This is a genomic window from Hoeflea sp. Naph1, assembly GCF_046837775.1.
Lineage (GTDB): Bacteria > Pseudomonadota > Alphaproteobacteria > Rhizobiales > Rhizobiaceae > Hoeflea.
The window spans coordinates 1,534,882-1,558,578 of the sequence record NZ_CP177286.1; the positions used below are offsets into that span (position 1 = coordinate 1,534,882).

Consider the following 23,697-nt stretch of genomic DNA (forward strand, 5'->3'; position numbering starts at 1 on the left):
ATCGACCTCGTTTGAACGTGACATGCAGGGGCGGCTCAGGGCGCCCAGTAGATCTCGAGTGGCCGTTTTGCCTGGCGCAGCACGGCGCGCACCGGCATCGCTTGCTCTGGCCCGGGTTCGAGCGCGCTTGCCAGCACAGCCCGCTTGGCCTCACCTTCGATATGCAGCACCAGCAGCCCGGCTTCGATGATCCGCGGCAGTGTCAGCGTCAGCCTCGGCTCGCCGGCGCCCGGCGCCTCGATTGCCATCACGCTTGCCGGGCAGGCGGGATCGGTCACTTGCGAAAGTGTCGTTCCGCCGGGAAAGAACGAGGCCGTGTGGCCGTCGGTCCCCATGCCCAGCACCACCACGTCAAACGGCAGCGCGAGTGCGTCAATCCGTTCAGCGGGGTTTGCCGCGGCGCTCTCTGCAGTATCACTCTTCATATAGAGCGGAACGAAGGCGGCGTCAGCGGCGCGGTTTTGCAGCAGGTGCTGGCTCGCCAGCCGGTGGTTGGAGCGTTCGTGCTCGGGGCCAACCATGCGCTCGTCGACCAGCGTGACGGTAACCTTGCCCCAGTTGATCGGCTGTTTTGACAATTCGGTGAAAAACCGTTTCGGCGTGCTGCCGCCGGAAACCGCAAGTGTTGCCTGGCCGCGGCTCTCGATCGCCTCGGCAAGCACCTGAGCAACCCGGGTGGCCAGTGCTGCCGCCAGCGCCGTGCCGCTGTCGAAATCGAGATGCCGGACCTGTGTGTCGACGTTGTCAGTCGCTTTCATGCCAGGTCCTGCCGTCGCGTTCGATCAGCGCAATCGCCTGGCTCGGCCCCCAGGTGCCGGCCGTGTAGGGCTGCACCGATTGGCCGGTCTCTTCCCAGGCCGTCAGGATCGGGTCGATCCAGTTCCACGCCGCCTCAACTTCGTCGCGCCGCATGAACAGCGTCTGGTTGCAGCGAACCACATCCAGCAGCAGCCGTTCGTAGGCGTCCGGGCTGCGTTCCCCGAACCGGTCGGCAAAGCTCATGTCGAGCGAGACATGCCTCAGCCGCATGCCGCCCGGTCCCGGGTCCTTGATCATGATCCACTGCTTGACGCCCTCGTCGGGTTGCAGCCGCATCACCAGCTTGTTGGCGGTCACCCGGCCGGCACTGGGTCCGAAAATCGAATGCGGAACCGGCTTGAACGCCACCACGATTTCCGACACCCGCTCGCTCATCCGCTTGCCGGTGCGCAAATAGAACGGCACGCCGGCCCAGCGCCAATTGTTGATTTCCGCCTTGATCGCGACAAAGGTTTCGGTGTCCGAAACCCCGCCTTCGAGCTCTTCGAGATAGCCCTTGACCGCCCCACCCGCCGAGGCACCGGCCTTGTACTGGCCACGCACGGTGACGCTGTCGGCATTGTCTTCTTTGATCGGCTGGAGCGAGCGCAGAACTTTCAGTTTCTCGTCGCGCACTGCTTCCGCTTCCATCGATGACGGCGGTTCCATCGCCACCAGGCACAACAGCTGCACCAGATGGTTCTGCACCATGTCTCTGAGTGCGCCGGCCTTGTCGTAATAGCCGGCACGGCCTTCCAGCCCCACCGATTCAGCCACCGTGATCTGCACATGATCGATATGCGCGGAGTTCCACAACGGCTCATAGAGCGCATTGGCAAACCTGAGCGCCATCAGGTTCTGGACCGTTTCCTTGCCCAGATAATGGTCGATGCGGAAGATCTGCTCTTCCTCAAACACGCTGCCGATTGTCTTGTTGAGCGCGCGCGCCGAGTTGAGATCCCGCCCGATTGGCTTTTCCACCACGATCCGGGTCTGCTTGGTGATCAGCCCGCTCGACTGGATTCGTTCGGAAATATCGCCGAACAGCCCCGGTCCGACCGCCAGATAGAATGCCCTGACCCGGTCAGCGCCTTCCTCCAGTATGGCCTTGAGCTCGTCCCAGCCCTTGTCGGACCTCGCGTCGACAGAAACATAAAACAGCCGCGCCAGAAATTGCTCTACATCGGCTTCCTGATACTCGTCCTTCGCAAGGTGTTCTTTCAGCGCGTCGCGGGCAAAGGCGCGATAGCCGTCATGATCCATCTCCGCGCGGGAAGCACCGATGATCCGTGTCGGCTCGGTCAATTGACCGGCGATCTGGCGGTGATACAGCGCCGGCAGCAGCTTGCGCTCGGCAAGGTCACCGGTGCCGCCGAAGACGACATAGTCAAAGGGATCGACCGGAATGATCTGACTCATGGGGGCATCCTGTCCGTGAACGGTGCTGAACACATAATCTAATCGATTAGATAAAGCTAGGCCCGGGGATAAGATTGATGCATCTTTGCTACTGTTCCACCCCTTCACTCCAGGGCATCAGGTCAGGGATGCCAACTGGCGAAGGTCGGGTTGCAGATGGCCACGATAACGCACAATCAGGCCGCCGCCAAAGGGTGCGCTTAGCGCGACATCAAAATGGAATACTCCGTTGAGCGCGTATTCCCGGCTTTCGCTTTTTGGCAGCAGGAAGCGTGGCAGCGGAATGCCCAAAAACCAACCCCGGCGCACCGGCAATCGTAAACCGCCATCCTCTACAGGCAGGTCCATCTCGAAGTTGAACAGCCAAAAGCGTTCCCGGAAGCGATACGGGCTGTCGGCGGGCTTGCAATAGGAGCGAAAAACGCGTCCGCTAAAATTCCGCTCCCAGATTTCTCCAGCCCCTATGCGCATTTTTGTCACCGTGACCGGGGTCTCATCGGCTGCGGCCGGGAAGCCGAAGAGCCAGGCGATAAGACGAGCAATCAGGGAGTCGCCGCGTGTTACCCGGGCTTTCCCCGAAAAACTCTCGATATCCTGAACGCCATGCAGCGACTGGACTTCCGGCGACAGATCCGCCCATCGGTCGGCAAGCACTGCTTGAAACAATGTTGGAGACGGAGCTTCGTCCGTGACCGTTGAAACGGCGAGATCGGCCATGGCTTGCTCTATCTCGGTTCGCGTCGTTTCCGCCAGGCAAGGGCGCGCGCCCGGAGCAATCTGCGCAAGGCGCCGGATCACGGCGCGAGCTGCCACTGCGGGAATGTAAGGTCCGTCTCCCGCTTCGGCGATGAGCCGCCATTCCCGCCGTATCAGTTCAGTGCCTCTGCGTCCGACAACAGCAACCCGCATTCCGCCGCGGTCTGTTCCGAAGCGGAGAAAAAGGTTTGCGATCCATTGAAACAGCGCGGTTCGCCGCGGGGTGATATCGAACATCCACCGCCGTCTCAACAAGCCAACGGCACGCATGCCAATGGTCATGATGGTGAGCTCCATGCCCGCGCGGAACATCACTGATCTTGCGCCGAAGAACGCGGGAAATAGCACGATATCCGGCACTTCGATGTATTGCGCGGACCTTTCGAGGTCCGGAGCAAGACGCACGTTGCGGGAATCGCTCCAGCATTGCTGGTCGCGCCAGACGCCACCGCGCCAGACCGGTGAGCTTGTTCCCAGTTGGCCAATGATACTCGATATCACGGAAGCGCCGCGAGGCGCCCGGTTGCCTGGCAGGATAGCTGTGTCGATCAGCAGGATTTCATCCAGTCCCACGCAGAGATCTGCGGCGATGGAAGAGGAAAGTCCAGGCACGCTCGACACTCCAGACAGCAGCTTGCGCTCGCTTCCTCGGGCTTGATCGTCAAGCACTCCCAGACCGGCGGTAAATGCCGCATCATCGGAGAGATCCAGATAGTCTGCACCATGCTCGAGACAAAGGCGGGGGATGACATAGGGATCCCGCCCGTAAGCTTGGAATGGTCCGGCGGCATCGACAACGACATCCGGCGATGCCGCAAACATTGCATCTGGTTCGGCACGGGCATCCACGGCCATGGGCGTGCAGCCCAGCTTTTTGGAGAGTGCGCGTGCTTTGCTCAGGCTCCGCCCGACCACCACCACGTCATGGCCATCGCGCACCAGCAGTTCTGCCAGTCGGGATCCAAAGACTCCGTAGCCACCCAGAACGATGACTTTCATTCCATAAGCCTTGCCCGCAGCGCCGGATCTGGAATTTCGCACATGTCGTTGCGCCCAAACAGCTGGTACCGGTTGCGTGCGAGTCGCCGATAGAGCCAATCTTGCAAGATGCGTGGCAACAGTCTGAGGGGTTGCAGCAATAGGCCAGCTCCGCCAATGCGACGGCCTGCCCGGGTCATTGCGTCGAGTGACGTGTAGGCCTGGCCATCCACGATGTATAGCCAGCTCTCCGGATCGTCTGGAGACAAGCCGTAATGACGCAAGAGAGCTCCTCCAAGCGTCGTCTGGGATCGGCAGATGCGAAATTCTCCAGCTTTATCGAAGCGAGCAATCAGCCGTGCACCAACTGAGCAAAGCACGCATTCGCCGTCCATGACTGTAACCGGCCCGCGATCATCAAAATCCGGTACACCGGGTTCCACCCGATAGGAATAGGGTGGCTTTGAAACGAAACTCTGCATGGCGGACCCTGAAGCAATTTTCGGGTAACGGTAGTCATCTCTGGTTGTTGTTACTGCGTGGCATGTCGCCACGGCGCCTGCCGGTACGGCGCACGACGTCCGAAACATACGCATTGGTATTACCAAGCATATGCTGTTTGGCACTCAGGTGCGCCCCTCAGAATTTGTCCCGCAATGAAAACCACGTCAGCGCCAGAAACAGCAGCGGTGCCCGGAACTTGTCGCCGCCGGGGAAGGGGCCGACCTTCAGATCGCGCATCGCTTCCAGATCGTCCGAGCCGCCCAACACATGATCGGCATAGAGCTTGCCGCAATAATTCGACAGCATCACCCCGTGGCCGGAAAAACCGCCGATCGAGGTGACATTTGCCATCACCTCGCGCACGAACGGTCGCCGCGACAGCGTGATCCCCACCGAGCCGCCCCAGCCATGGCTGATCTCGACATCTTTCAGCGCCGGATAGATCTCGGCGATCTGCCGGCGGATATGGCTGGAAATGTCGGTCGGATTGTCCGAGGTATAGGCCTCGCGCCCGCCAAACAGCAGCCGTCCGTCGGCGCTCTTGCGGAAATAGCGCACCACGAAGCGGGAATCGTCAACCGATTCCCCACCCGGAATCACCGGGCTGTCGGCGCCGAGCGGCACAGTCGCACCGATGAAAGAGCGGATCGGCATCACGTGGGCCGAAGTCACCGGCTCGAGCCCGTCAATATAGGCGTTGCAGGCAATCAGCGCCTGGCCAGCGACGATCTCGCCGGCATCGGTTGTCACCGTCACCTTGCCGCCAGCACTTGAAATGCTGCGCGCCCGAGTGTTTTCGTAAAGCCGTGCACCGGCCACTGCCGCCGCGCTAGCCAGCCCGACCACATATTTGAGCGGGTTGATGTGTCCGGTGGCCGCATCATAGGTGCCGCCGTGATAGCGCGTCGAGCCAAGCTTCTGCGCCAGTGCATCGCGGTCGAGAAAGCTCAGGCCCTGATAGCCATATTCCTCGGCCATGATCCGGACGTGGTCGCGGTAATCCTTGACGTAGCCCTTCTTGTGCGCAGCCGAAATCTGCCCGGGGCGATAATCGGCGTCGATCCCGTGGGCTTCGGCAAAATCGATCAGATGGGCTTTCGCCCGCTCCGCCACCGCCAATAATTGCCGGGCCCGCTCGCGGCCGAAATCACCTTCCAACTCGTCCACCCAGGCGCGCTGGCCGGTGCCCAGCTGACCGCCATTGCGGCCCGAGGCGCCGTCGCCAAACCGCGCGCTCTCGATCAGCACCACGTCCTTGCCGCTTGCGGCCAGATGATAGGCCGCCTGCAGCCCGGTAAAGCCGCCGCCGATGATCACCACATCGGCCGTCGTTGCCGCCGGCAGGGCCGCGTAAACGGGGCGCTCGCCGAGGGTTGCCTCGTAAAACGAGACCCCCGGCGCAATCGGGCTTTGATAGCTCATACTGTGCGCCTCACACGTTCAGCAGCAGGAATTCCCGTTCCCACGGGCTGATCACGCGCATGAAGGTTTCAAACTCGCCGCGCTTGACCCCGGCATAGGTGTTGATGAATTCCTGGCCGAAGACCTCGGCAAACGCCGGTTCGCTTTCCAGCAGCGACACCGCTTCCAGCAGCCCGCGCGGCAGGTCGACTTCGCCCTCGTTGACGGCCTTTTCCGCCGGGTCGCCCGGAACGATGTTGTTGACCATGCCGAGATAGCCGCAGGCCAGCGACGCCGCCAGCGCCAGATAGGAATTGGCGTCCGATGAGGGAAGCCGGTTTTCCACCCGCCGCGCCACCGGGTCTGAATGCGGCACCCGGAACGCCGTTGTGCGGTTGTCATAGCCCCAGGCATTGTTGACCGGGCAGGCCATGTCGGGTGTCAGTCGCCGGTATGAGTTGACGTACGGCGCCATCATCACCAGTGCCTTGGGCACATAATGCTGCATCCCGCCGATGAAGTTGAAAAACGCCTGGCTGGGGCTGCCGTCGGGATTGGAAAACACGTTCTTGCCGGTCTTGGTGTCAACCACAGACTGGTGGATATGCATCGCCGAGCCGGCATATTCCTGCATCGGCTTGGCCATGAAGGTGGCGAACATGCCGTGCTTGATCGCCGCTTCACGAATGGTGCGCTTGAACATGAACACCTGGTCGGCAAGCTCCACCGGGTCGCCATGACGCAGGTTGATCTCCAGCTGCGCCGGGCCTTCCTCGTGGATCAGCGTATCGATCTCCAGACCCTGCTTGTCGGAAAAGTCATAGATGTCGTCGACCAGTTCGTCGAACTCGTTGACGCCTGCGATCGAGTAGGATTGTCCGCCGGTAATTGTCCGTCCCGAGCGTCCGCGTGGGGGCTTGAGCGGATAATCGGGGTCTTCGTGCTGGGCCACCAGATAGAATTCGATTTCCGGTGCCACCACCGGCTTCCAGCCGCGCTCGGTATAGAGCTCTACGATCCGCTTGAGCACGTTGCGCGGCGTGTAGTTGACCGGATCGCCCCTGGTGGTGACCATGTCGCAGATCACCTGCGCGGTCGGATCGGTCTCCCACGGCACCACCGACAGCGTCGACAGGTCCGGCATCAGCTTGAGATCGCCATCAAGCGGGTCATAGCGGAAATCGCCGGTCTCTTCGGGGTATTCGCCTGAAATCGTGTGTCGGAACACAGCCGAAGGCAGCGACAGCGAGGTGTTGGACGTGAATTTCGACGACGGCATCATCTTGCCGCGCGCCACGCCTGCAAAATCCGGTGTGATGCACTCGATGTCCTCGATGCCCCTTACCCTGAGCCATTCCGTGGCCTGGGCCCAGCTGTTGACGCCGCGCTTGGCCTCGAGATAGGCGGCTGCACCTTTCCGCGCCGCCTGTTTGGAAGACGCCGGATTGCCGGTTTTTCGGGATGCCATAAATCACCATGTTTTGCGAATGATGGGCAATCATAACGGTTTTCCGCGCCGTTACCAGCGTCCCGTTGAGCCATCGTGGCAGGCCGGCCGCAAAGCTCGGTGTGTCCACCAGACCGCCGGCGGCGCCGACAGCTCCCTAAAAAATACTGGAAAAGCGGGCGCAAGATTTTGGACCTGACATTGAGGCGGCATTAACCCGCCTCTGCGACCTTTGCAAAGGCGGGCAGACCGGCGCACTGTGCAGGCATTGGAACTCTTGCATGATGCAAGCCGGTGTCCTGGTGGTTTCCCCCATGAATTTGTTCAAGCACATCCGGGTTTCGCATCATGAACATAGACAGGCTACTCGCCCGCTTTTCGATTCAGACCAAGGTTATCGTCCTTGTCATTCCGCTGATCGCCGGCATTGCCGCCTTGACGGCGATCAGCCTGTACACCGGGTCAATGCTGGGTGGCCGTCTGGTCGGCACCAGCGCCAGCATCGAGACGCTGAGCGGCTTCAAGGAAGCCTATGCCGGCATGACCAGTTTCCTGCAGGATCAGAATGAGCAAAAACGGGCTGCGGTCATGCAGAGCCTCGACGCCCAGCTCGCGCGGATGGAAACAGTCATCGCGCTTGCTGAAAACACCGAGGAATCAAACGCCCTCGACGGTGCCCGGGTGTTGGCCGAACAGTTGCGCACCAATGTTGATAATCTGTGGACGCTGTCCGGCGAGGAAACGGACATCCGCACCGGGTTCGGCACCATCCTGACCGAGATCAGCACCGTCCGCGACCGGCTCAATAGCAAGATCGAGGCGGTCGCCACCGAATTGGCCGAGGCCGAATCCGAAGCCAAGGGCATGCTCCGGTCGGCCGAGCAGATCGGCAATGGCGCGCAGACCATCGTCAGGATTTCCAGTGCCATCTCCGGCGCCCGCACCCCGGAGGATACCTTCAAGGCCGCCAATGATCTGAAAGGCGAAATCACGGATCTTCATGAAACGCTGCCTGCCGCCATTCCCGCCACCAAACCGGCTGTCAAAAGCCTGATCGCCGACAATCTCGGCGCATTGCTGTCAACGCTTCAATCGGGCGTGAGCGGTGACGCGGGCATGATCTCACTGCAAAAATATGCCAATGCGCTGCGTCCAACCGGCATCACGCTGCAGGGCCTCGGCGCGCAAGTGGCACGCAAGGCGATGGTCCGGTTCGGCGAGCTTGACCAGCCGATCCTGGAGGGGCAGCAGATGATCACCGATGCCAGGGGCTTCTTGGCCGGCTTGGCCGCGGTCGAATTGTCGATTGCCGAATTTGTCGGCAATCCCGTGCAGGAAAGTGGCGAAGCCTTGGCGGCAAAGCTCAGTGTGCTCGATCAAAGCGTCGAATTGCTGTCATTCTCCGATAGCGGCGCGCCGATCCTCGAGACCATTGGCGACAAGTGGATCGAGCAGGCCGCGGCTATTCCGGGCATGGTTCGCGACCTGATTTCCAACAATGAAGCCAAGAACAGCGTTTTTGCCGAGGCTTCGGACCGCATCAACCAAGCCTGGAGCGGGGTGCTTACCTTTGCAAGCAGCCAGCAGCACGGCGCCGAAGTGGTCAAGGAGCGCGCCAGCGGCATCACGCTGACGGCCGCCGCCGCCGCCGGCCTGTTCGGCCTGCTTGCCGTCTTCATGCTGATTTCAGCCCTCAAGCGCCCGATCCTGCGGCTGGTCAACGCCATGCGCGATGTTGCTTCCGGCGATCTCGACACCGATGTCAGTGACAACGCCCGCGCCGACGAGATCGGCGAGATGGCCCGCGCGCTCGATGTCTTCAAGCACAATGCCATCGACAAGATCCGCGTCGAGGACGAGAGCGAACGCGCCCGCGATCATGCCGCCAGCCAGCGTCAGCGTGCCGATGCTGAAAAGCAGAAATCCGATGAAGAGCTGCGCTTTGCCGTGGAGTCTCTGGGGCAGGCGCTGCGCAATCTCTCCCAGGGCGATCTGGTTGCCACCATCGACACCCCGTTCAGCGGCGAACTCGACAGCCTGCGCACCGATTTCAACGAGTCGGTCGAACGCATGCGCGATGCGCTGCACCACATCCGCGACAATGCCCGTTCGATCACCGATAACAGCGCCCAATTGCGCTCGGCCGCCGATGATCTGTCGCGCCGCACCGAACAGCAGGCGGCCTCGCTCGAACAGACCGCCGCCGCCGTCGACCAGATCTCTTCCGCCGTGCGTACCGCCTCGGGCCGTGCAACCGACACCGACAAGCTCGCCGGCGACACCGCCAACGACGCCCGCGCCTCCGGCGAAGTCGTGTCCCGTGCTGTCGATGCCATGGGCCGCATCGAGGAAGCCTCCGGCAAGATCGGCAAGATCATCGGCGTGATCGACGAGATCGCCTTCCAGACCAACCTGTTGGCGCTCAATGCCGGGGTCGAGGCGGCGCGCGCCGGGGAGGCCGGTCGCGGTTTTGCCGTGGTGGCCCAGGAAGTCCGTGAACTCGCGGGCCGCTCCGCCACCGCCGCCAAGGAAATCAAGCAGCTGATCGCCGATGCCGGCGACGAGGTCCGCTCCGGCGTCAGCCTGGTTGGCGAAACCGGAGAGGCGATCACCCGCATCATCGCCCGCATCGAGGAAATTTCGGCCCATGTCGGCGCCATGGCCACCGCCAGCCGCGAACAGGCCACCGGTCTGGGCGAGGTCAACACGGCGGTCAACCAGATGGACCAGATGACCCAGCAAAACGCCGCCATGGTCGAGGAAACCAATGCCTCCAGCCACACGCTGGCCCAGGAAGCAGCAGCGCTGAGCACCCTCGTCGCCGCCTTCCGCCTCGACCTCGACCAGGCCCGCCAACCCCACCAGCCCCACGCCGCCTGAGCCACCAGCGGCGAGCAATGACGCAGACCCCCCACCTCCCTCTTGTGGGGAGGTGGGAGAAGCCAGCGCAGCGCCGCTGATACGGGCGGGGAATGCAGCGGACGTCCGGCAGATTCCGCGCGCTCTTCCAATGCCACACCGCATCGATAGATGACAGCATGGATCTCCAGCCCAGACGGTCTAGAATGATAAAGGAAGTGTCGGTTTCTGGTATTAGGATCTTCACGCGACAACGGACACAATGACACGATTAAAGGCTATTTTTCTGATCCCAATCGCGCCATGTAGGGTATATAATCGTTGTAGCAAACGGCAATTTTACTGCTTTCCGACGGAGTTCGATTCTCTCTGTAACCGGATAGTCGCGACAAGGGCGATTTTGACCGTTTAAATGTCGCATTGGTGGGCATTGTGATTAAACGACTCCTTTACCCGGCCTAACTAGGTGCGTAAAATTTGCGCCAGAGGCGCAGAAAGCAAAACGCATGGCAACGCCAGAGCAAATACCGACCGATTTGACCATTGATTTGGGTGACGATTTGTCCCCTGAGGAGTTCCTTGCTGCCGCCAGGAACTTCATGGGCTATGTGACGGAGATTGCGGAAGCACAAAGGGGGGACGGCGCTGATGTAAGTTGGACGGTCAGGGTTAGAGAGGGTAGCGCATTGTTGGGTGTTGAGCCGAACCCGTCTGCGCCCCCGTCCCGGGTCGCGATGATTTACAATCAGGCTGAGTATGGCGTCGCTGCTTTAGCGAGAGGGGATATTGCGGGAGCGGGTCTATCCGACAAAGCCATTGGTCATCTAAAGAATTTGTCCGAGTTAGCCATAAGACGTCAAAATGGCAAAGGTATAAACCTGTGGGTTAGGAAAAATCCGATTGGCATTGGGGCTGGTATTGCGAAGTTTGTGCGAGAGGATTGGGAATCTGACTATCACGATTTTGGAACAATCGAAGGTCGGTTAGAAGCGATTATGGATTCTGCGGGGTCTCTCAAAATTCGTATAAAGGATTTCCTGTACCCTAAGGCGATCAACTGCGTGGTGCCGGAGAGGCTGGTGCAAAGTGTTCTTTCCAGCTTTAGGCGGCGCGTTGAGATCGAAGGTCGCATACATTATCGCAAAGATGGCACACCAATTAGCATTGAGGCGGTGGCTATTGACGTGCTGCCTGAAGACAACGAATTGCCTACCGCTGATGATGTTCGGGGGATCATGGATCCCGCATGAACGTTGAGAAAATATATTGGGATAGCGATTGCTTTTTGGCGCATTTTCAAGCGGACGCGGGCAAGGTTGAAAAATGCGATGGTGTGCTGCAGAGGGCGGAACGTGGAGAGGTACTTATCGTCACCTCCGCTCTAACGTTAGCTGAGGTTCTTTGGATGCGCGGCGGGCCACGGCTATCGAAAGAAAAAGCTGATTTGGTACAGAAATTTTTCCGTCGCAGCTATATACGAGTGTATAATGTATCACGGAAAATTTCGGAGGCAGCGCAAGTCCTCGTTTGGGACAATGCGATTAAACCGAAAGATGCTATCCATGTGGCGACAGCAATTCACCTTGCGGTGGACGCTCTTGAAACCTTCGACCGTAACTTGATCGGTAAAAGCGGAAAAGTCGGCAGTCCATTACTTTTGATCAGAGAGCCCCTAGCTGCCGCTCAGGGGAGGCTCGACCTTGCTAGGCCCGCAAAAGACACAGATTAAACGCTTTGAGGGGCAGCCCGTCGGCTTGATTAATGAAGTATGGCCACGTTTAAAAGCTGAACTCTACAAGGAGTGAGGCTTTGGTCTTAGCTTCATCCCCCCACTTTTTCCACACCCTCGCACCCCCATGCCATAATCGCCGTGCTTCCGCTGCCGGATGGATCGCGAACGTTTCGAGCCAGGCGGAAGGGAATGCCCCCGGTCCAAGGCCCTAACGTGCGGTGGCGGGCGGGGGGAGGCGGCAGCCATCGCGGTTCCGCTGGCGGCGTCCGGTTTCGGGGTTCTCCCCAAAGCCAGGGCGGTACGGCCAAATGGCCACGCCAGCCACCGGGCCGGCTTTCCCGTTGCAGTCCTCGCAAATGAGGGCGCTGCGGGATCAGACCGGAACGGGCCTGTGGCGGACATGGCCGGCAAAGCGTCCCAACGCAGAGTGCTGCGGGGCGGTCGGTCAGGGTTCGTGCCGGAGCCAGCGCCAAAAGCATCTCCCGCGGCCTGTTCCGGTCGCGCGCCGGGGCAACCCGGGCAGGGCGGTAACACCCCTTGCGGGAAGCAGGCCACCGCCTGTCGACTGCGGAACAGCAGCCGGCAAGTTTCGGGCCGCGCGCGTGGTGCGCCACCCGGTGCATGTTGCGTTTTCTTGGTTTCATGGAAACGCTCACGGGCATGCACCTGCATATCTCATTCTCCGTAAGGCAAGGCATGCGTGCGGCCCTCCGGACCAATCCCTTTGAATAGCCCCTAGATTCATAGACGCCTTCTTCCCTAAATTTGAGGCAAGGAGGCCATCATGAGCACAGCCAAATTCAGTGACGATTTCAAACGCGATGCTGTTCATCAGATCGTTGAGCGGGGTTATCCGGTTGCGGAGGTTTCGAAACGATTGGGTGTCAGTTCCCATTCGCTTTATGCGTGGAAGAAGCGGTTCGGGAAGTCAGGGTCCCGCGATGGTTCTGTCGACGAACAGGCTGCCGAAGTTCGGCGGCTGAAGCTTGAACTGGCGCGTGTGACGGAGGAGCGGGATATCCTAAAAAAGGCAACGGCGTACTTCGCGCGAGATGCAAAGTGAAGTACGTGTTCGTAGCAGAGCATCGCCCGCTGTTCTCGGTGCGTGCGATGTGCCGCTCCCTTCGCATCCAACCCAGCGGCTTCTATGCCTGGCTGAAGAACCCGCTGAGCAATCGGGAGCGGGAAGACGCCCGTCAGACCGAACTTCTCAGGAAGGCGTGGAAGGACAGCGGTAAGGTCTATGGCTATCGCAAGCTTCACGATGACTTGCTGGATCAGGGTGAGACGTGCTGCCCGAACCGCGTTGCACGTCTGGTCAATTTGGCGGGTATCAAAGCGCAGATCGGCTACAAGCGTCGACCTGGCAGCTATGGCGGCAAACCTTCTGTAGTCGTCGACAACACGCTGGACCGCCAGTTCGACGTGGCAGTGCCGGACAAGGTCTGGGTCACCGACATCACCTACATCAAGACCAATGAGGGTTTCGCCTATCTGGCCGTCGTGATCGATCTCTACTCCCGCCGCGTCGTCGGCTGGTCGATGCAAAGCCGTCAGACAACGGACGTCGTGCTGCAGGCTTTGCTCATGGCTGTGTGGAGACGAAAGCCGACGAGCAAGGTGTTAATTCATTCAGACCAAGGCTCTCAGTTCACCAGCATCGACTGGGCATTGTTCCTAAAGCATCACAATCTGCAACACTCAATGAGCCGGCGCGGAAACTGCCATGACAATGCCGTCGCAGAGAGTTTCTTCAACCTGCTCAAGCGTGAACGGATAAGACGTAGGACCTATCGGACCCGAGAAGAAGCCAGGAGGGATGTGTTCGACTACATCGAGATGTTCTACAACCCAAAGCGTAAGCATGTGAGAAACGGGTTGCTGTCGCCCGCCGAGTTCGAACGGCAGCAGAAAACGAGGACCGAGGGCGTCTAGAAAACTCGGGGCTATTCACTTCCAGACCCCCGGCGATCCCCGCGCGGGCGGCTTTCGGCTGTCCGCTTTTCTCCCTCCCGATTGTCGATGGTACGTCCCGCCCTGCGGCAAGCCTGCAACAGCTGTGCGCAATAATTGCCGCCTCAAGTCAGGTTTTTCTGGGCAGCGCGGCAAGGCGGGCGTAAACGGGACAACCGCAACCCCAATTTCGGGAGCAGGTCGCATGAACAATTTTCCACGGGTCCGGTAGCGCTGGCGGGAATCCAGCCACCGGATCGTCACAGCATCCGGCGCGCTTTGCCGATTTCCGCCAAAGCTCCGTCAGACCATGTTTGCACGTCACCCGGCCGGTTCGGTCGGCCCGATAGGCAGCGCCCGTCGGGGTTTTGCGACTGCTGACAAAATCTGTCAGAGCTATTTACTAGCACGATGACGCGGCCTGGCGCCCAAGCGCCGATGCCCGTCTTCTTTTCATGACGAGGTTACTCGATGTTGTCTCCCTTTGTCCGCTCCGCCGTTATTCTGGGGCTCATGTCCGCTGTCGGGCCGCTGGCCATCGACATGTTCCTGCCGGCGCTGCCCACCGTTGCCGATCATCTCGGCAGCACTGCTGCGGCGGCACAGCTGACCATTACCGCCTATTTCATCGCCTTTGGCCTGGCTCAGATGATCTATGGCCCGATTGCCGACATGGTTGGCCGCAAGCCGCCGGTGATCGCAGGCCTTGCGCTGTTTTCCGTGGGTTCGCTGGTCTGTGCGGCTGCGCCCGACATGGCCTGGCTGGTCGGTGGCCGTGTGCTGCAGGCGCTCGGCGGCGCCGCGGTGATGGTGATCCCGCGCGCCATCATTCGCGACATGCACACCGGCACCCAGGCCACCCGGCTGATGGCGCTGGTGATGCTGATCATCTCGGTCTCGCCAATGCTGGCGCCGCTGATTGGCTCCGGCATCATTGCCATCTCCGGCTGGCGGGCGATCTTCGCCGTGCTGGCGGTAGCGGGCGGGCTCTCGATCCTGCTGACGCTGACGCTGCAGCCCGAAACCCTTAAGCTCGAAAACCGGGTTCCGGTGCGGTTCTCGGCAATTGTCGGCGGTTCGCTCAAGCTGTTGCGCGATCCGGTGTTCATGGGGCTCACCTTTGTCGGCGGTTTCGGCATGGCCAGTTTCTTCGTGTTCCTGGCCAGCGCCTCGTTTGTCTATACCGGCCATTACGGGCTGACGCCGACCGGCTTCAGCCTCGCCTTCGCCGCCAATGCGCTGGGCTTTTTCTCCGCCTCGCAACTGGCTGCCAGTCTCGGCGAAAAATTCGGCGCCGAGCGGGTCGTCTCCTGGGCGGTCAGCGGATTCTTGGGCTTCACGCTGTTGCTGCTGGCGCTGGTGGCCGGCGGGTTCGATCATTTCGTGCTGCTCGTTGGTCTGCTGATTTGCGCCAACGCCTGCCTCGGGCTGGTCATCCCCACCACCATGGTGATGGCGCTCGATGATCACGGCGACATTGCCGGCCTGGCCTCCTCGCTCGGCGGCATGCTGCAGATGCTGGCCGGCGGCATCCTGACCATGCTGGCCGGGCCGTTTTTCGATGGCACGCCGCTGCCGATGGTGGCGGCCATCGCGCTGGCCGCGGTGCTGGCATTTACCGCCATGCGCATCACCGGCAGCGCCCGCGGCCGTCGTCTGGTGGCTGCTCAATAGTGCATGTCGCGTTCAAATCCATTCATTTGAACGGGTAGGTACAGGCATGTTTTCAGAGAGTTGACCGGAAACAAAAACCCCGCCGCGGCCTGAACCGCGACGGGGAATCTTGCCTGGAGGCAAACCGGGGAACAGGGACCCCGGGATTTCAAAGGGCCAGGCTCAGCGGCTCTGGGTGACAATCACCGGGATCAGCAGATCACCCCAGTTGCCGTCGCCGCCATGGTGGCGTGCGGAGCGGACCAGTTCCACCGAGACGCCGGCATCCACGGCCTTCATGACCGAATGGTTGAGGCGGTGCAGGTCATTGGCAAGGCTGCGGATCGCGGCCTGCTGGTCTGCATCCATGGCGGAGGACTGTTCTTCGGCTCGTTCCTTGACGCGGGTCTGGGGTGTCATGTGCATTTCTCCTCTAACGGGGTTTGTGAAGTATGATGGTTGTTTGGGGTCCCCAACCGCCGGAGCGGGTGAGGGGAGGTTGCTCTATTCTGCTGCGGGGCGGAACTGGGCTGATTCAGTGGATTCGCCCATCGCCGTGGTCGATGACTTACCACCGGTGATCGCCATCGAAACGGCGTCGAAGTAGCCGGTGCCGACTTCGCGCTGGTGCTTGGTGGCGGTATAACCATCGGCCTCGGAAGCAAATTCCGCTTCCTGCAGCTCGGAATAGGCCGACATCTGCCGGTCCTTGTAGCCACGGGCGAGTTCGAACATGCCGTGGTTGAGCTGGTGGAAACCGGCCAGCGTGATGAACTGGAACTTGTAGCCCATGGCGCCGAGTTCGCGCTGGAACTTGGCAATGGTCGCATCGTCGAGGTGCTTCTTCCAGTTGAACGACGGCGAGCAGTTGTAGGCGAGAAGCTTGCCCGGATGGTGCTTGTGCACGCCCTCGGCAAACTTGCGGGCCTGCTCGAGATCCGGCTTGGACGTCTCGCACCAGATCAGGTCGCAATGCGGTGCATAGGCAACCGCGCGCGCAATGCAGGAGTCGAGGCCATTCTTGATGTTGTAAAAACCCTCAACCGTGCGGCCGGCGTCATAATCAACAAACGGGCGATCGCGCTCGTCAATGTCCGAGGTCAGCAGCTTGGCAGCTTCCGCATCGGTACGGGCGATCACCAGCGTCGGCGTGCCCATCACGTCGGCGGCAAGCCGCGCGGCGTTGAGGTTGCGGATATGCGCCGCGGTCGGGATCAGAACCTTGCCGCCGAGATGGCCGCATTTCTTTTCCGATGCCAGCTGGTCTTCGTAATGAACGCCTGCAACGCCGGCTTCAATGAAGGCCTTCATGATTTCAAACGCGTTCAGCGGGCCACCGAAACCGGCTTCGGCGTCGGCAACGATCGGGGCGAACCAGGTGTCGACCGACAGGCCGTTGCCTTCCGCGGTTTCGATCTGGTCGGCGCGCTGCAAGGTGCGGTTGATGCGCTTGGCAAGCTCCGGTGCCGCATTGGCCGGATAGAGCGACTGGTCCGGATACATCGACGAGGCGGTGTTGGCGTCAGCCGCAACCTGCCAGCCCGAAAGGTAGATCGCCTTGAGGCCCGCACGAACCTGCTGCATGGCCTGGTTGCCGGTCATGGCGCCCAGCGAATTGACGAAGTCTTCCTCGTGGATCAGCTTCCACAACCGGTTGGCGCCCATTTCGGCGAGGCTGTGCTTGATGTTGACCGAGCCGCGAAGCTTCTGAACGTCAGCCGGGCTGTAGGGCCGCTCAACACCGTCATAGCGGCCTTCGGGAGCGGTGGGAACGAGATTGTAAAAATCAGTCATGATGTGTCTCCGGTCTGCAAGTATCAGGTTCGGGCGGGACAGTGTGGGAGCCGTTTGCCGCCTTTGATGTGACTAGATTTACATTGCGCCGCACACATCACCGAGCAAATTCAGCATTTATAGCCGATAATTGGGGTAAATCTGTCTTGCCTTTGACAGGGAGGCTGTGTAAATTTGTCACAATTGTAAAAATTGCAGACCGTCGAATTCTGGCGAATTCTGTAAAATCCTGTAAAGGCGGCGCCTGATGGCAGACCAGAAGATTTTCGCGGGGCCGCGCATCCGCCGCATCCGCAATGCCAAGGGCCTGACCCAGACGGCGATGGCCGAGGCTCTGGGCATCTCGCCTTCCTATCTCAACCTGATCGAGCGCAACCAGCGGCCGCTGACGGTGCAACTGATCCTCAAGCTGTCGGCGGTCTACAAGATCGATGTCGAGGAACTGCAGGGCGAAGCCGGCGGCGCGCTGGGCAGCTTGAAAGAGGTCTTTGCCGATCCGCTGCTTGTTGGCGAATTGCCCGGTGACCAGGAAGTCATCGAGATCGCCGAGGCTGCGCCCAACGCCAGCGCCGCGATCGTCAAGCTGCACCGCGCCTACCGCGAACAGGCAGCCCGGCTCTCGGATCTGTCGACCATGCTCGCCCGCGATGGCCACAGCCCGGCGCTGTCGGGCGCGCGGCTGCCGATGGATGAAGTCCGCGAGACACTTGAAACCAGACCCAATCACCACCCGGCACTGGAAGAGGAAGCCGAAGCCTTTCATCTGCTGCTCAAACCGGGCGATGATCTGATGGGCGCGCTCAAGGCCTGGCTCAAATCCGAACACGGCATTGTCGTGCGCTCGCTGCCGGTGGCCACCATGCCCAACTGGCGCCGCCGCTATGACCGCCATTCCCAGCGGCTGTTCCTGTCCGAGCGGCTGTCGCCGTTTGACCAACTGCGCGAAGTGGCCATGGAAGCCTCGCTGATCCGCATGAACGTTGCCATCGCCGCCGGCGTCAACGACCTCAAGCTGTCGAGCGACGAGGCCCGCCGGATTGCCCGCTTCGAGCTCGCCCGTTACGCGGCGCATGCGCTGATGATGCCCTACCGGGCGTTTCACGCCGCAGCCCAACGCGCCCGCTACGATATCGATGTGCTGAAATCACGTTTTGGCGTGTCCTTTGAACAGGCGGCCAACCGCCTGACCTCGCTCGCCCGGCAGGATCTGCAGGGCGTGCCATTCTTCATGCTCGAGGTCGATGTCGCCGGTCATCGTTTCCGCCGCGCCGGCGCGCAAGGTTTTCCACAGCAGCGATTTGGCGGCAATTGCCCCAAATTGTCGATTCACGCGGCCTTTTCGCAACCCTCGCAGATCATTGTCGAAGCGGTGGAATTGCCTGACGGTGCCGAATTTCTCACCATGTCCCGGACGCTGGAAGGCCCGCAGGGCGCGTTTTCGGAAAGACCGCGCCGCACCGCCATCCTGCTTGGCTGCGATATCGGCTTCCGCGATGACATCGTCTATGGCGAGGCGTTGCCATTGTCTGGCGGCAAGGCGCCCAAGCCGGTGGCCATTCCCGTGGGGCCATCATGCCGTCTGTGCGAACGGGCCGGTTGTCTCGCCCGTGCCGAACCGCCGATCACCCGCCCGCTCGGGCTCGACGAAATGGTCACCGGCATTTCCGCCTTTGATTTCCAGTGATCGCGTCCGGTCGGACAAAGCCAGCGATCCGGCTCGTATGCGGCTGGAGCCCGGAAGCGGTTTTGCCTGTCTGTTTCAATCGCACCGCATTGCATCAATTCCACTTGTAGCTCGGGCAATTCCTTCATAGGGTTGTAGGTCCGCGAGCCTCCGGTCTACCGGTATCGGCGTGGATCCACATCTGACGGGAGCTGGGCAAGAGACCTTTGCCCCGCAGCGGTGGGAGGAACAAAATATCGAGAGGAACAGGAATGACCCTGAAGACCCGCCTATTCTCCGCAGCCGTCATGCTCGCTGCATCGACAATGCTCGCCTCTGCTCAAGAACGCGTCGTCAACATCTACAACTGGTCTGATTACATCGACGAGGAAATTCTCACCGAGTTCACCGCCGAAACCGGTATCAAGGTGGTCTACGACGTTTATGATTCCAACGAGGTGCTGGAAACCAAGCTGCTCGCCGGGTCGACTGGATATGATCTGGTGGTGCCGACCGGCACCTTCCTTGCCCGGCAGATCCAGGCCGGTGTCTACCAGAAGCTCGACAAGTCGAAGCTGCCAAATCTCGTCAACATGGACCCCGCCATCACCACCCGGCTGGAAAAGTACGATCCCGGCAATGAGCACGCCATCAACTACATGTGGGGCACCACCGGTCTCGGCATCAATGTCGACAAGGTCAAGGAACGGCTTGGCGACATGGAGCTGAATTCCTGGAGCATCGTGTTTGACCCGGCCATCATTGCCAAGCTGGCCGATTGCGGCGTCTACATGCTCGACACGCCCGAGGAGATTTTGCCGGCGGCGCTCAACTATCTGGGGCTCGATCCCGATTCCAATAAACCGGATGACATCGCCAAGGCTGAAGAGCTGCTGCTCACCATCCGTCCCAGCGTCAAGAAATTCCATTCGTCGGAATATATCAACGCGCTGGCCAATGGCGACATTTGCCTGGCTGTCGGCTGGTCCGGGGATGTGTTGCAGGCCCGTGACCGCGCCGCCGAAGCCGATCAGGGCGTGACCATCGATTACGTCATCCCCAAAGAGGGCGCTCTGATGTGGTTCGACAGTTTTGCCATTCCTGCTGACGCCGCTCACGTTGAAGAGGCTCACGAATTCCTCAACTACATCATGAGGCCGGAAGTCGCCGCAAAGGCCTCCAACTATGTCTACTACGCCAACGGCAATCTGGCTTCCAAGGAGTTCCTCAACGAGGACGTGATCGGCGACACCGCCATCTATCCCGATGAGGAAACCTTTGGTCGCCTCTACTCCACGTCGCCCAAGGATCAGCGCACCCAGCGTGTGTTGACCAGGACCTGGACCAAGGTTGTCACCGGTCAGTGATCCCGGATTGAACCCCCGACCCGGCAACGGGCCGGGGGTTTCCAACTGAATTGATCGCGGGGACACACGATCATGAAATCACTGGGAAGCATCAGGCGCAGTTTTGAACCCTGGAAAGACCCAGGCCAGCGCCCCTATATCGCCTTTGAAAACATCTCCAAGTTGTTCGGTGATTTCGTCGCCGTCAAGGATCTGACGCTGCACGTTTTCCAGAAGGAATTCTTTGCGCTGCTGGGCGGCTCGGGCTGCGGAAAATCCACGCTTCTGCGGATGCTGGCCGGTTTCGAAAACCCGACCAATGGCCAGATCCTGCTCGACGGTCAGAACCTTTCAGGGGTTCCGCCATACAAGCGTCCGGTCAACATGATGTTCCAGTCCTATGCCTTGTTTCCGCACATGAGCGTGGAAAAGAACATCGCCTTCGGCCTCAAGCAGGACGGCATGGCCAAATCCGAGATCGAGGACCGCGTCAACAACATGCTCAAGCTGGTCAAACTCGACCAGTTCGGCAAGCGCAAGCCGCATCAGCTCTCGGGCGGTCAGCGCCAGCGGGTGGCCCTTGCGCGCTCGATCGCCAAGCGGCCCAAGGTGCTGCTGCTCGATGAGCCACTCGGCGCGCTCGACAAGAAATTGCGCGAGGAAACCCAGTTCGAGCTGATGGATCTGCAGCAGGAATTGGGGCTGACTTTCGTCGTCGTCACCCACGACCAGGAAGAGGCCATGACCATGGCCGACCGGATCGCGGTGATGGATCTCGGCCGCATCGTCCAGATCGGCACGCCGGCGGAAACCTATGAAGCGCCGAACTCGGAATTCGTCGCCAGTTTCATTGGCGACATCAATCTGTTTCGCGGGGAAGTGACCGGCGCGAACGGCAGGGTTATCGACATCGAGACCACCGATGGAATGCATATTCGCTCCGACTCCACGGTCGCAATGAAGCCGGGCCAGAAAGTCAGTTTCGCCATCCGGCCGGAAAAACTCCGCGTTTCCCGGACCAGGCCGGAAAGCGGGATCAATGCCGTCTCGGGGGAAGTCTGGGATATCGGCTATCTCGGCGACATGACGGTGTTCCACATCAAGCTCAAGAACGAGGAGATCGTCAAAGCCTCGGTGCTCAATGCGGTTCGCACGGTTGAAGACCCGATCGGTTACGACGAAGAGATCTGGGTGTGCTTCAATGCCGATGGCGGCGTTGTGCTGAGCGGTTGAGGGATGGCCATGATCAGCACTGAACAGGCCGACCCGGCCCACACCTTCAAGACCAACCGCACCGCGGCGATCATGATGACACTCGCTGCCGCGGTCACCTTGATGCTGCTGCGTCCCGAACTGTCGCTGGTCTACCTCGCCTATACAGGCATTTCAGTCTACTCTCTGAGCTGGGCCCGAACCCGCGGTTATGTCGGAAAGCCGTGCCCGGTACGACAACAGAACATGGCCGCCTATGTATCGATATCGACAGTGGGCTTCATGGCCACCCTGTTCGGCGCCCCGCATTTGTTCGAACCCATTGCCAGCGTGATTTTCATTGTCTTCGCCGCCGTCATGGCAATCCTTGCCCTGTACGCGATTTTTGACCGGAAGTGAGGGCCATCCCATGAAGCTCATCTCTGCCATCACCCGCCGTCTGGTCATCATCATCCCCTACACGTGGCTGTTGGTGTTCTTCCTGGTGCCGTTCGGCATTGTCCTGAAGATCTCGCTGTCCGAGCCGATGATGGCGATGCCGCCCTATGCGCCGACCATCGACATGGCCGATGGCATATCCGGCATCATCGATGCGTTCAGGCAGTTCAGCTTTTCCAATTACCTCTGGTTGACCGAGGATTCGCTCTACATCAATGCCTATATCTCCTCGATCACCATAGCTTTCATTTCGACGCTTCTGACCCTGCTGATCGGCTTTCCTCTGGCTTACGGCATGGCGCGTGCGCCGACCTCGGTGCGTCCGACCCTGTTGATGCTGGTGATCCTGCCATTCTGGACCAGTTTTCTGATCCGCGTTTACGCCTGGATCGGCATTCTCAAGCCCGAGGGGCTGCTCAACCAGTTGCTGCTGGCGATCGGCGTTGTCGACGAGCCGCTGATCATCCTCAACACCAACACCGCGGTCTATATCGGTATTGTCTATTCCTATCTGCCTTTCATGGTGCTGCCGATCTATGCGGCGCTCGAGAAGATGGATTACACATTGATCGAAGCCGCCCAGGATCTTGGCTGCCCGGCGATTTCGGCGTTCTGGAAAATCACCTTTCCGCTTGCCATTCCCGGCATCGTCGCCGGCTGCCTGCTGGTGTTCATTCCTGCCGTCGGCGAGTTCGTGATCCCCGATCTGCTCGGCGGCTCGCGCACCCTGATGATCGGCAAGACGCTGTGGAGCGAGTTCTTCAACAACCGCGACTGGCCGGTGTCATCGGCGGTGGCGGTGCTGCTCCTGTTGATCCTGGTGGTGCCGATCATGATTTTCCAGCAGGCACAGGCCAAGGCACAGGAAAGCGGACAATGAGGACACTCTCATGAACACCACCTGGACCCGCTTCAACATCGTCTCGGTGGTGTTCGGCTTTGCCTTTCTCTATCTGCCGATCGTGCTGCTGATCATCTATTCGTTTAACGAATCCCGGTTGGTCACCGTCTGGGCCGGGTTTTCAACGAAATGGTACCGCGAATTGTTCAACAATCAGGGCCTGATGGACGCGGCCTGGGTGACCTTCCGGGTCGGTGTGGTCTCGGCCACCATCGCCACGGCGCTCGGCACGCTGGCCGCGCTGGCGCTCACACGCTACACCCGCTTCAACGGCAGGATCCTGTTTTCCGGCATGGTGTTCGCGCCGCTGGTGATGCCCGAAGTGATCACCGGCCTGTCGCTGCTGCTGCTGTTCGTGGCAGTCGATTTCTCTCGCGGATTCTGGACCGTGACGCTCGCCCACATCACCTTCTCGATGTGTTTTGTTGCGGTGGTGGTGCAATCGCGGCTGTTCAGTTTCGACCGGTCGCTTGAAGAGGCAGCGATGGATCTGGGCGCCGGGCCGATCACCACCTTCACCCATATCACCCTGCCGGTGATCCTGCCGGCGGTGGTCTCGGGATGGATGCTGGCGTTCACGCTGTCGCTCGATGATCTGGTGATCGCCAGCTTCACCTCGGGGCCCGGTGCCACCACGCTGCCGATGAAGATCTATTCGCAGGTGCGATTGGGCGTGACGCCGGAAATCAACGCGGTGAGCACACTGATGATCGCCGTGGTGGCGATCGGCGTGATTATCGCCTCGGTGCTCACCAAGAGCCGCGAGGTCAAGCGCTTGCGCGACGAACAGGCCGCTATCGCCGGGGGCTGAAACGTGGCTGCGGGGCAAGCAAGTCCGCGCAG

At 60.4% G+C, this 23,697-nt stretch carries 19 protein-coding genes; 11 read left to right on the forward strand and 8 right to left on the reverse strand.

Annotation, left to right across the window (positions count from 1 at the left end; translation table 11 throughout):
• Nucleotides 1-35 precede the first annotated feature (35 nt).
• The 6 genes from pgl to ACK6D9_RS07340 form a co-directional block, all read right to left on the reverse strand.
• On the reverse strand, nucleotides 36-758 hold the full coding sequence (pgl, locus tag ACK6D9_RS07315) for a 6-phosphogluconolactonase (protein WP_412051173.1): 723 nt from the start codon (nucleotides 756-758) through the stop codon (nucleotides 36-38).
• Entirely contained in the window at nucleotides 745-2,217 is a 1,473-nt protein-coding gene (gene zwf / locus ACK6D9_RS07320) for a glucose-6-phosphate dehydrogenase (RefSeq protein WP_412051174.1), read from the reverse strand. Before zwf ends, pgl begins: the two co-directional genes overlap by 14 nt.
• Before the next feature lie 117 nt (nucleotides 2,218-2,334).
• Nucleotides 2,335-3,972 (reverse strand): DUF4166 domain-containing protein, encoded by a 1,638-nt coding sequence (locus ACK6D9_RS07325; protein ID WP_412051175.1) that lies wholly within the window; start codon nucleotides 3,970-3,972, stop codon nucleotides 2,335-2,337.
• Entirely contained in the window at nucleotides 3,969-4,433 is a 465-nt protein-coding gene (locus tag ACK6D9_RS07330; protein WP_412051176.1) for a thiol-disulfide oxidoreductase DCC family protein, read from the reverse strand. The genes ACK6D9_RS07325 and ACK6D9_RS07330 overlap by 4 nt, the downstream gene beginning before the upstream one ends.
• A gap of 157 nt (nucleotides 4,434-4,590) precedes the next feature.
• Complete coding sequence (locus ACK6D9_RS07335; protein ID WP_412051177.1) at nucleotides 4,591-5,877, reverse strand: NAD(P)/FAD-dependent oxidoreductase; 1,287 nt, start codon at nucleotides 5,875-5,877, stop codon at nucleotides 4,591-4,593.
• Between the two features lie 10 nt (nucleotides 5,878-5,887).
• The gene (locus ACK6D9_RS07340) at nucleotides 5,888-7,324 is read right to left on the reverse strand and encodes a glutamine synthetase family protein (protein ID WP_322989306.1); all 1,437 of its coding nucleotides are present in this window, start codon (nucleotides 7,322-7,324) and stop codon (nucleotides 5,888-5,890) included.
• Nucleotides 7,325-7,651: 327 nt separating this feature from the next.
• On the opposite strand from ACK6D9_RS07340, the gene ACK6D9_RS07345 reads away from it, so the two are divergent.
• The 5 genes from ACK6D9_RS07345 (at nucleotide 7,652) to ACK6D9_RS07365 (ending at nucleotide 15,521) form a co-directional block, all read left to right on the forward strand.
• Nucleotides 7,652-10,183 carry a methyl-accepting chemotaxis protein gene (locus ACK6D9_RS07345; protein ID WP_412051178.1) on the forward strand — a complete coding sequence of 844 codons (2,532 nt, stop codon included), beginning with the start codon at nucleotides 7,652-7,654 and terminating at the stop codon, nucleotides 10,181-10,183.
• Between the two features lie 485 nt (nucleotides 10,184-10,668).
• Entirely contained in the window at nucleotides 10,669-11,412 is a 744-nt protein-coding gene (locus ACK6D9_RS07350; protein WP_412051179.1) for a hypothetical protein, read from the forward strand.
• Nucleotides 11,409-11,891 (forward strand): type II toxin-antitoxin system VapC family toxin, encoded by a 483-nt coding sequence (locus tag ACK6D9_RS07355; protein WP_412051180.1) that lies wholly within the window; start codon nucleotides 11,409-11,411, stop codon nucleotides 11,889-11,891. Before ACK6D9_RS07350 ends, ACK6D9_RS07355 begins: the two co-directional genes overlap by 4 nt.
• Nucleotides 11,892-12,678: 787 nt before the next feature.
• A protein-coding gene (locus ACK6D9_RS07360) for an IS3 family transposase (protein WP_412050733.1) occupies nucleotides 12,679-13,829 on the forward strand; the annotation gives its coding sequence in 2 pieces (ribosomal slippage) (nucleotides 12,679-12,928 and nucleotides 12,928-13,829; 1,152 coding nt in all).
• Between the two features lie 489 nt (nucleotides 13,830-14,318).
• Entirely contained in the window at nucleotides 14,319-15,521 is a 1,203-nt protein-coding gene (locus ACK6D9_RS07365; protein ID WP_412051181.1) for a multidrug effflux MFS transporter, read from the forward strand.
• A gap of 162 nt (nucleotides 15,522-15,683) precedes the next feature.
• Here ACK6D9_RS07365 and ACK6D9_RS07370 read toward each other — a convergent pair whose 3' ends face one another.
• Both ACK6D9_RS07370 and aceA read right to left on the reverse strand, forming a co-directional pair.
• On the reverse strand, nucleotides 15,684-15,920 hold the full coding sequence (locus ACK6D9_RS07370; RefSeq protein ID WP_267655422.1) for a hypothetical protein: 237 nt from the start codon (nucleotides 15,918-15,920) through the stop codon (nucleotides 15,684-15,686).
• 84 nt (nucleotides 15,921-16,004) lie between these two features.
• Nucleotides 16,005-17,294 (reverse strand): isocitrate lyase, encoded by a 1,290-nt coding sequence (gene aceA / locus ACK6D9_RS07375; protein WP_267655423.1) that lies wholly within the window; start codon nucleotides 17,292-17,294, stop codon nucleotides 16,005-16,007.
• Between the two features lie 247 nt (nucleotides 17,295-17,541).
• Here aceA and ACK6D9_RS07380 point away from each other — a divergent pair, with 247 nt between their 5' ends.
• From ACK6D9_RS07380 to ACK6D9_RS07405, 6 genes are all read left to right on the forward strand, one after another.
• The gene (locus ACK6D9_RS07380) at nucleotides 17,542-18,978 is read left to right on the forward strand and encodes a helix-turn-helix domain-containing protein (RefSeq protein ID WP_412051182.1); all 1,437 of its coding nucleotides are present in this window, start codon (nucleotides 17,542-17,544) and stop codon (nucleotides 18,976-18,978) included.
• A gap of 251 nt (nucleotides 18,979-19,229) precedes the next feature.
• Nucleotides 19,230-20,324, forward strand: coding sequence for a polyamine ABC transporter substrate-binding protein (locus ACK6D9_RS07385; protein WP_322988448.1), 1,095 nt, complete (start codon nucleotides 19,230-19,232; stop codon nucleotides 20,322-20,324).
• Between the two features lie 72 nt (nucleotides 20,325-20,396).
• Entirely contained in the window at nucleotides 20,397-21,536 is a 1,140-nt protein-coding gene (locus ACK6D9_RS07390; protein ID WP_412051183.1) for an ABC transporter ATP-binding protein, read from the forward strand.
• A gap of 9 nt (nucleotides 21,537-21,545) precedes the next feature.
• Entirely contained in the window at nucleotides 21,546-21,914 is a 369-nt protein-coding gene (locus ACK6D9_RS07395) for a hypothetical protein (RefSeq protein ID WP_412051184.1), read from the forward strand.
• 10 nt (nucleotides 21,915-21,924) lie between these two features.
• On the forward strand, nucleotides 21,925-22,833 hold the full coding sequence (locus ACK6D9_RS07400; protein ID WP_412051185.1) for an ABC transporter permease subunit: 909 nt from the start codon (nucleotides 21,925-21,927) through the stop codon (nucleotides 22,831-22,833).
• A gap of 10 nt (nucleotides 22,834-22,843) precedes the next feature.
• Nucleotides 22,844-23,665, forward strand: a complete 822-nt coding sequence (locus ACK6D9_RS07405) for an ABC transporter permease (RefSeq protein WP_412051186.1) — start codon at nucleotides 22,844-22,846, stop codon at nucleotides 23,663-23,665.
• Nucleotides 23,666-23,697: the final 32 nt, after the last annotated feature.

Coding starts and splice junctions, on each gene's coding strand:
- pgl (WP_412051173.1), bottom strand. CDS start 758: ATGAAAGCGACTGACAACGTCGACACACAGGTCCGGCATCTCGATTTC.
- zwf (WP_412051174.1), bottom strand. CDS start 2,217: ATGAGTCAGATCATTCCGGTCGATCCCTTTGACTATGTCGTCTTCGGC.
- ACK6D9_RS07325 (WP_412051175.1), bottom strand. CDS start 3,972: ATGAAAGTCATCGTTCTGGGTGGCTACGGAGTCTTTGGATCCCGACTG.
- ACK6D9_RS07330 (WP_412051176.1), bottom strand. CDS start 4,433: ATGCAGAGTTTCGTTTCAAAGCCACCCTATTCCTATCGGGTGGAACCC.
- ACK6D9_RS07335 (WP_412051177.1), bottom strand. CDS start 5,877: ATGAGCTATCAAAGCCCGATTGCGCCGGGGGTCTCGTTTTACGAGGCA.
- ACK6D9_RS07340 (WP_322989306.1), bottom strand. CDS start 7,324: ATGGCATCCCGAAAAACCGGCAATCCGGCGTCTTCCAAACAGGCGGCG.
- ACK6D9_RS07345 (WP_412051178.1), top strand. CDS start 7,652: ATGAACATAGACAGGCTACTCGCCCGCTTTTCGATTCAGACCAAGGTT.
- ACK6D9_RS07350 (WP_412051179.1), top strand. CDS start 10,669: ATGGCAACGCCAGAGCAAATACCGACCGATTTGACCATTGATTTGGGT.
- ACK6D9_RS07355 (WP_412051180.1), top strand. CDS start 11,409: ATGAACGTTGAGAAAATATATTGGGATAGCGATTGCTTTTTGGCGCAT.
- ACK6D9_RS07365 (WP_412051181.1), top strand. CDS start 14,319: ATGTTGTCTCCCTTTGTCCGCTCCGCCGTTATTCTGGGGCTCATGTCC.
- ACK6D9_RS07370 (WP_267655422.1), bottom strand. CDS start 15,920: ATGACACCCCAGACCCGCGTCAAGGAACGAGCCGAAGAACAGTCCTCC.
- aceA (WP_267655423.1), bottom strand. CDS start 17,294: ATGACTGATTTTTACAATCTCGTTCCCACCGCTCCCGAAGGCCGCTAT.
- ACK6D9_RS07380 (WP_412051182.1), top strand. CDS start 17,542: ATGGCAGACCAGAAGATTTTCGCGGGGCCGCGCATCCGCCGCATCCGC.
- ACK6D9_RS07385 (WP_322988448.1), top strand. CDS start 19,230: ATGACCCTGAAGACCCGCCTATTCTCCGCAGCCGTCATGCTCGCTGCA.
- ACK6D9_RS07390 (WP_412051183.1), top strand. CDS start 20,397: ATGAAATCACTGGGAAGCATCAGGCGCAGTTTTGAACCCTGGAAAGAC.
- ACK6D9_RS07395 (WP_412051184.1), top strand. CDS start 21,546: ATGATCAGCACTGAACAGGCCGACCCGGCCCACACCTTCAAGACCAAC.
- ACK6D9_RS07400 (WP_412051185.1), top strand. CDS start 21,925: ATGAAGCTCATCTCTGCCATCACCCGCCGTCTGGTCATCATCATCCCC.
- ACK6D9_RS07405 (WP_412051186.1), top strand. CDS start 22,844: ATGAACACCACCTGGACCCGCTTCAACATCGTCTCGGTGGTGTTCGGC.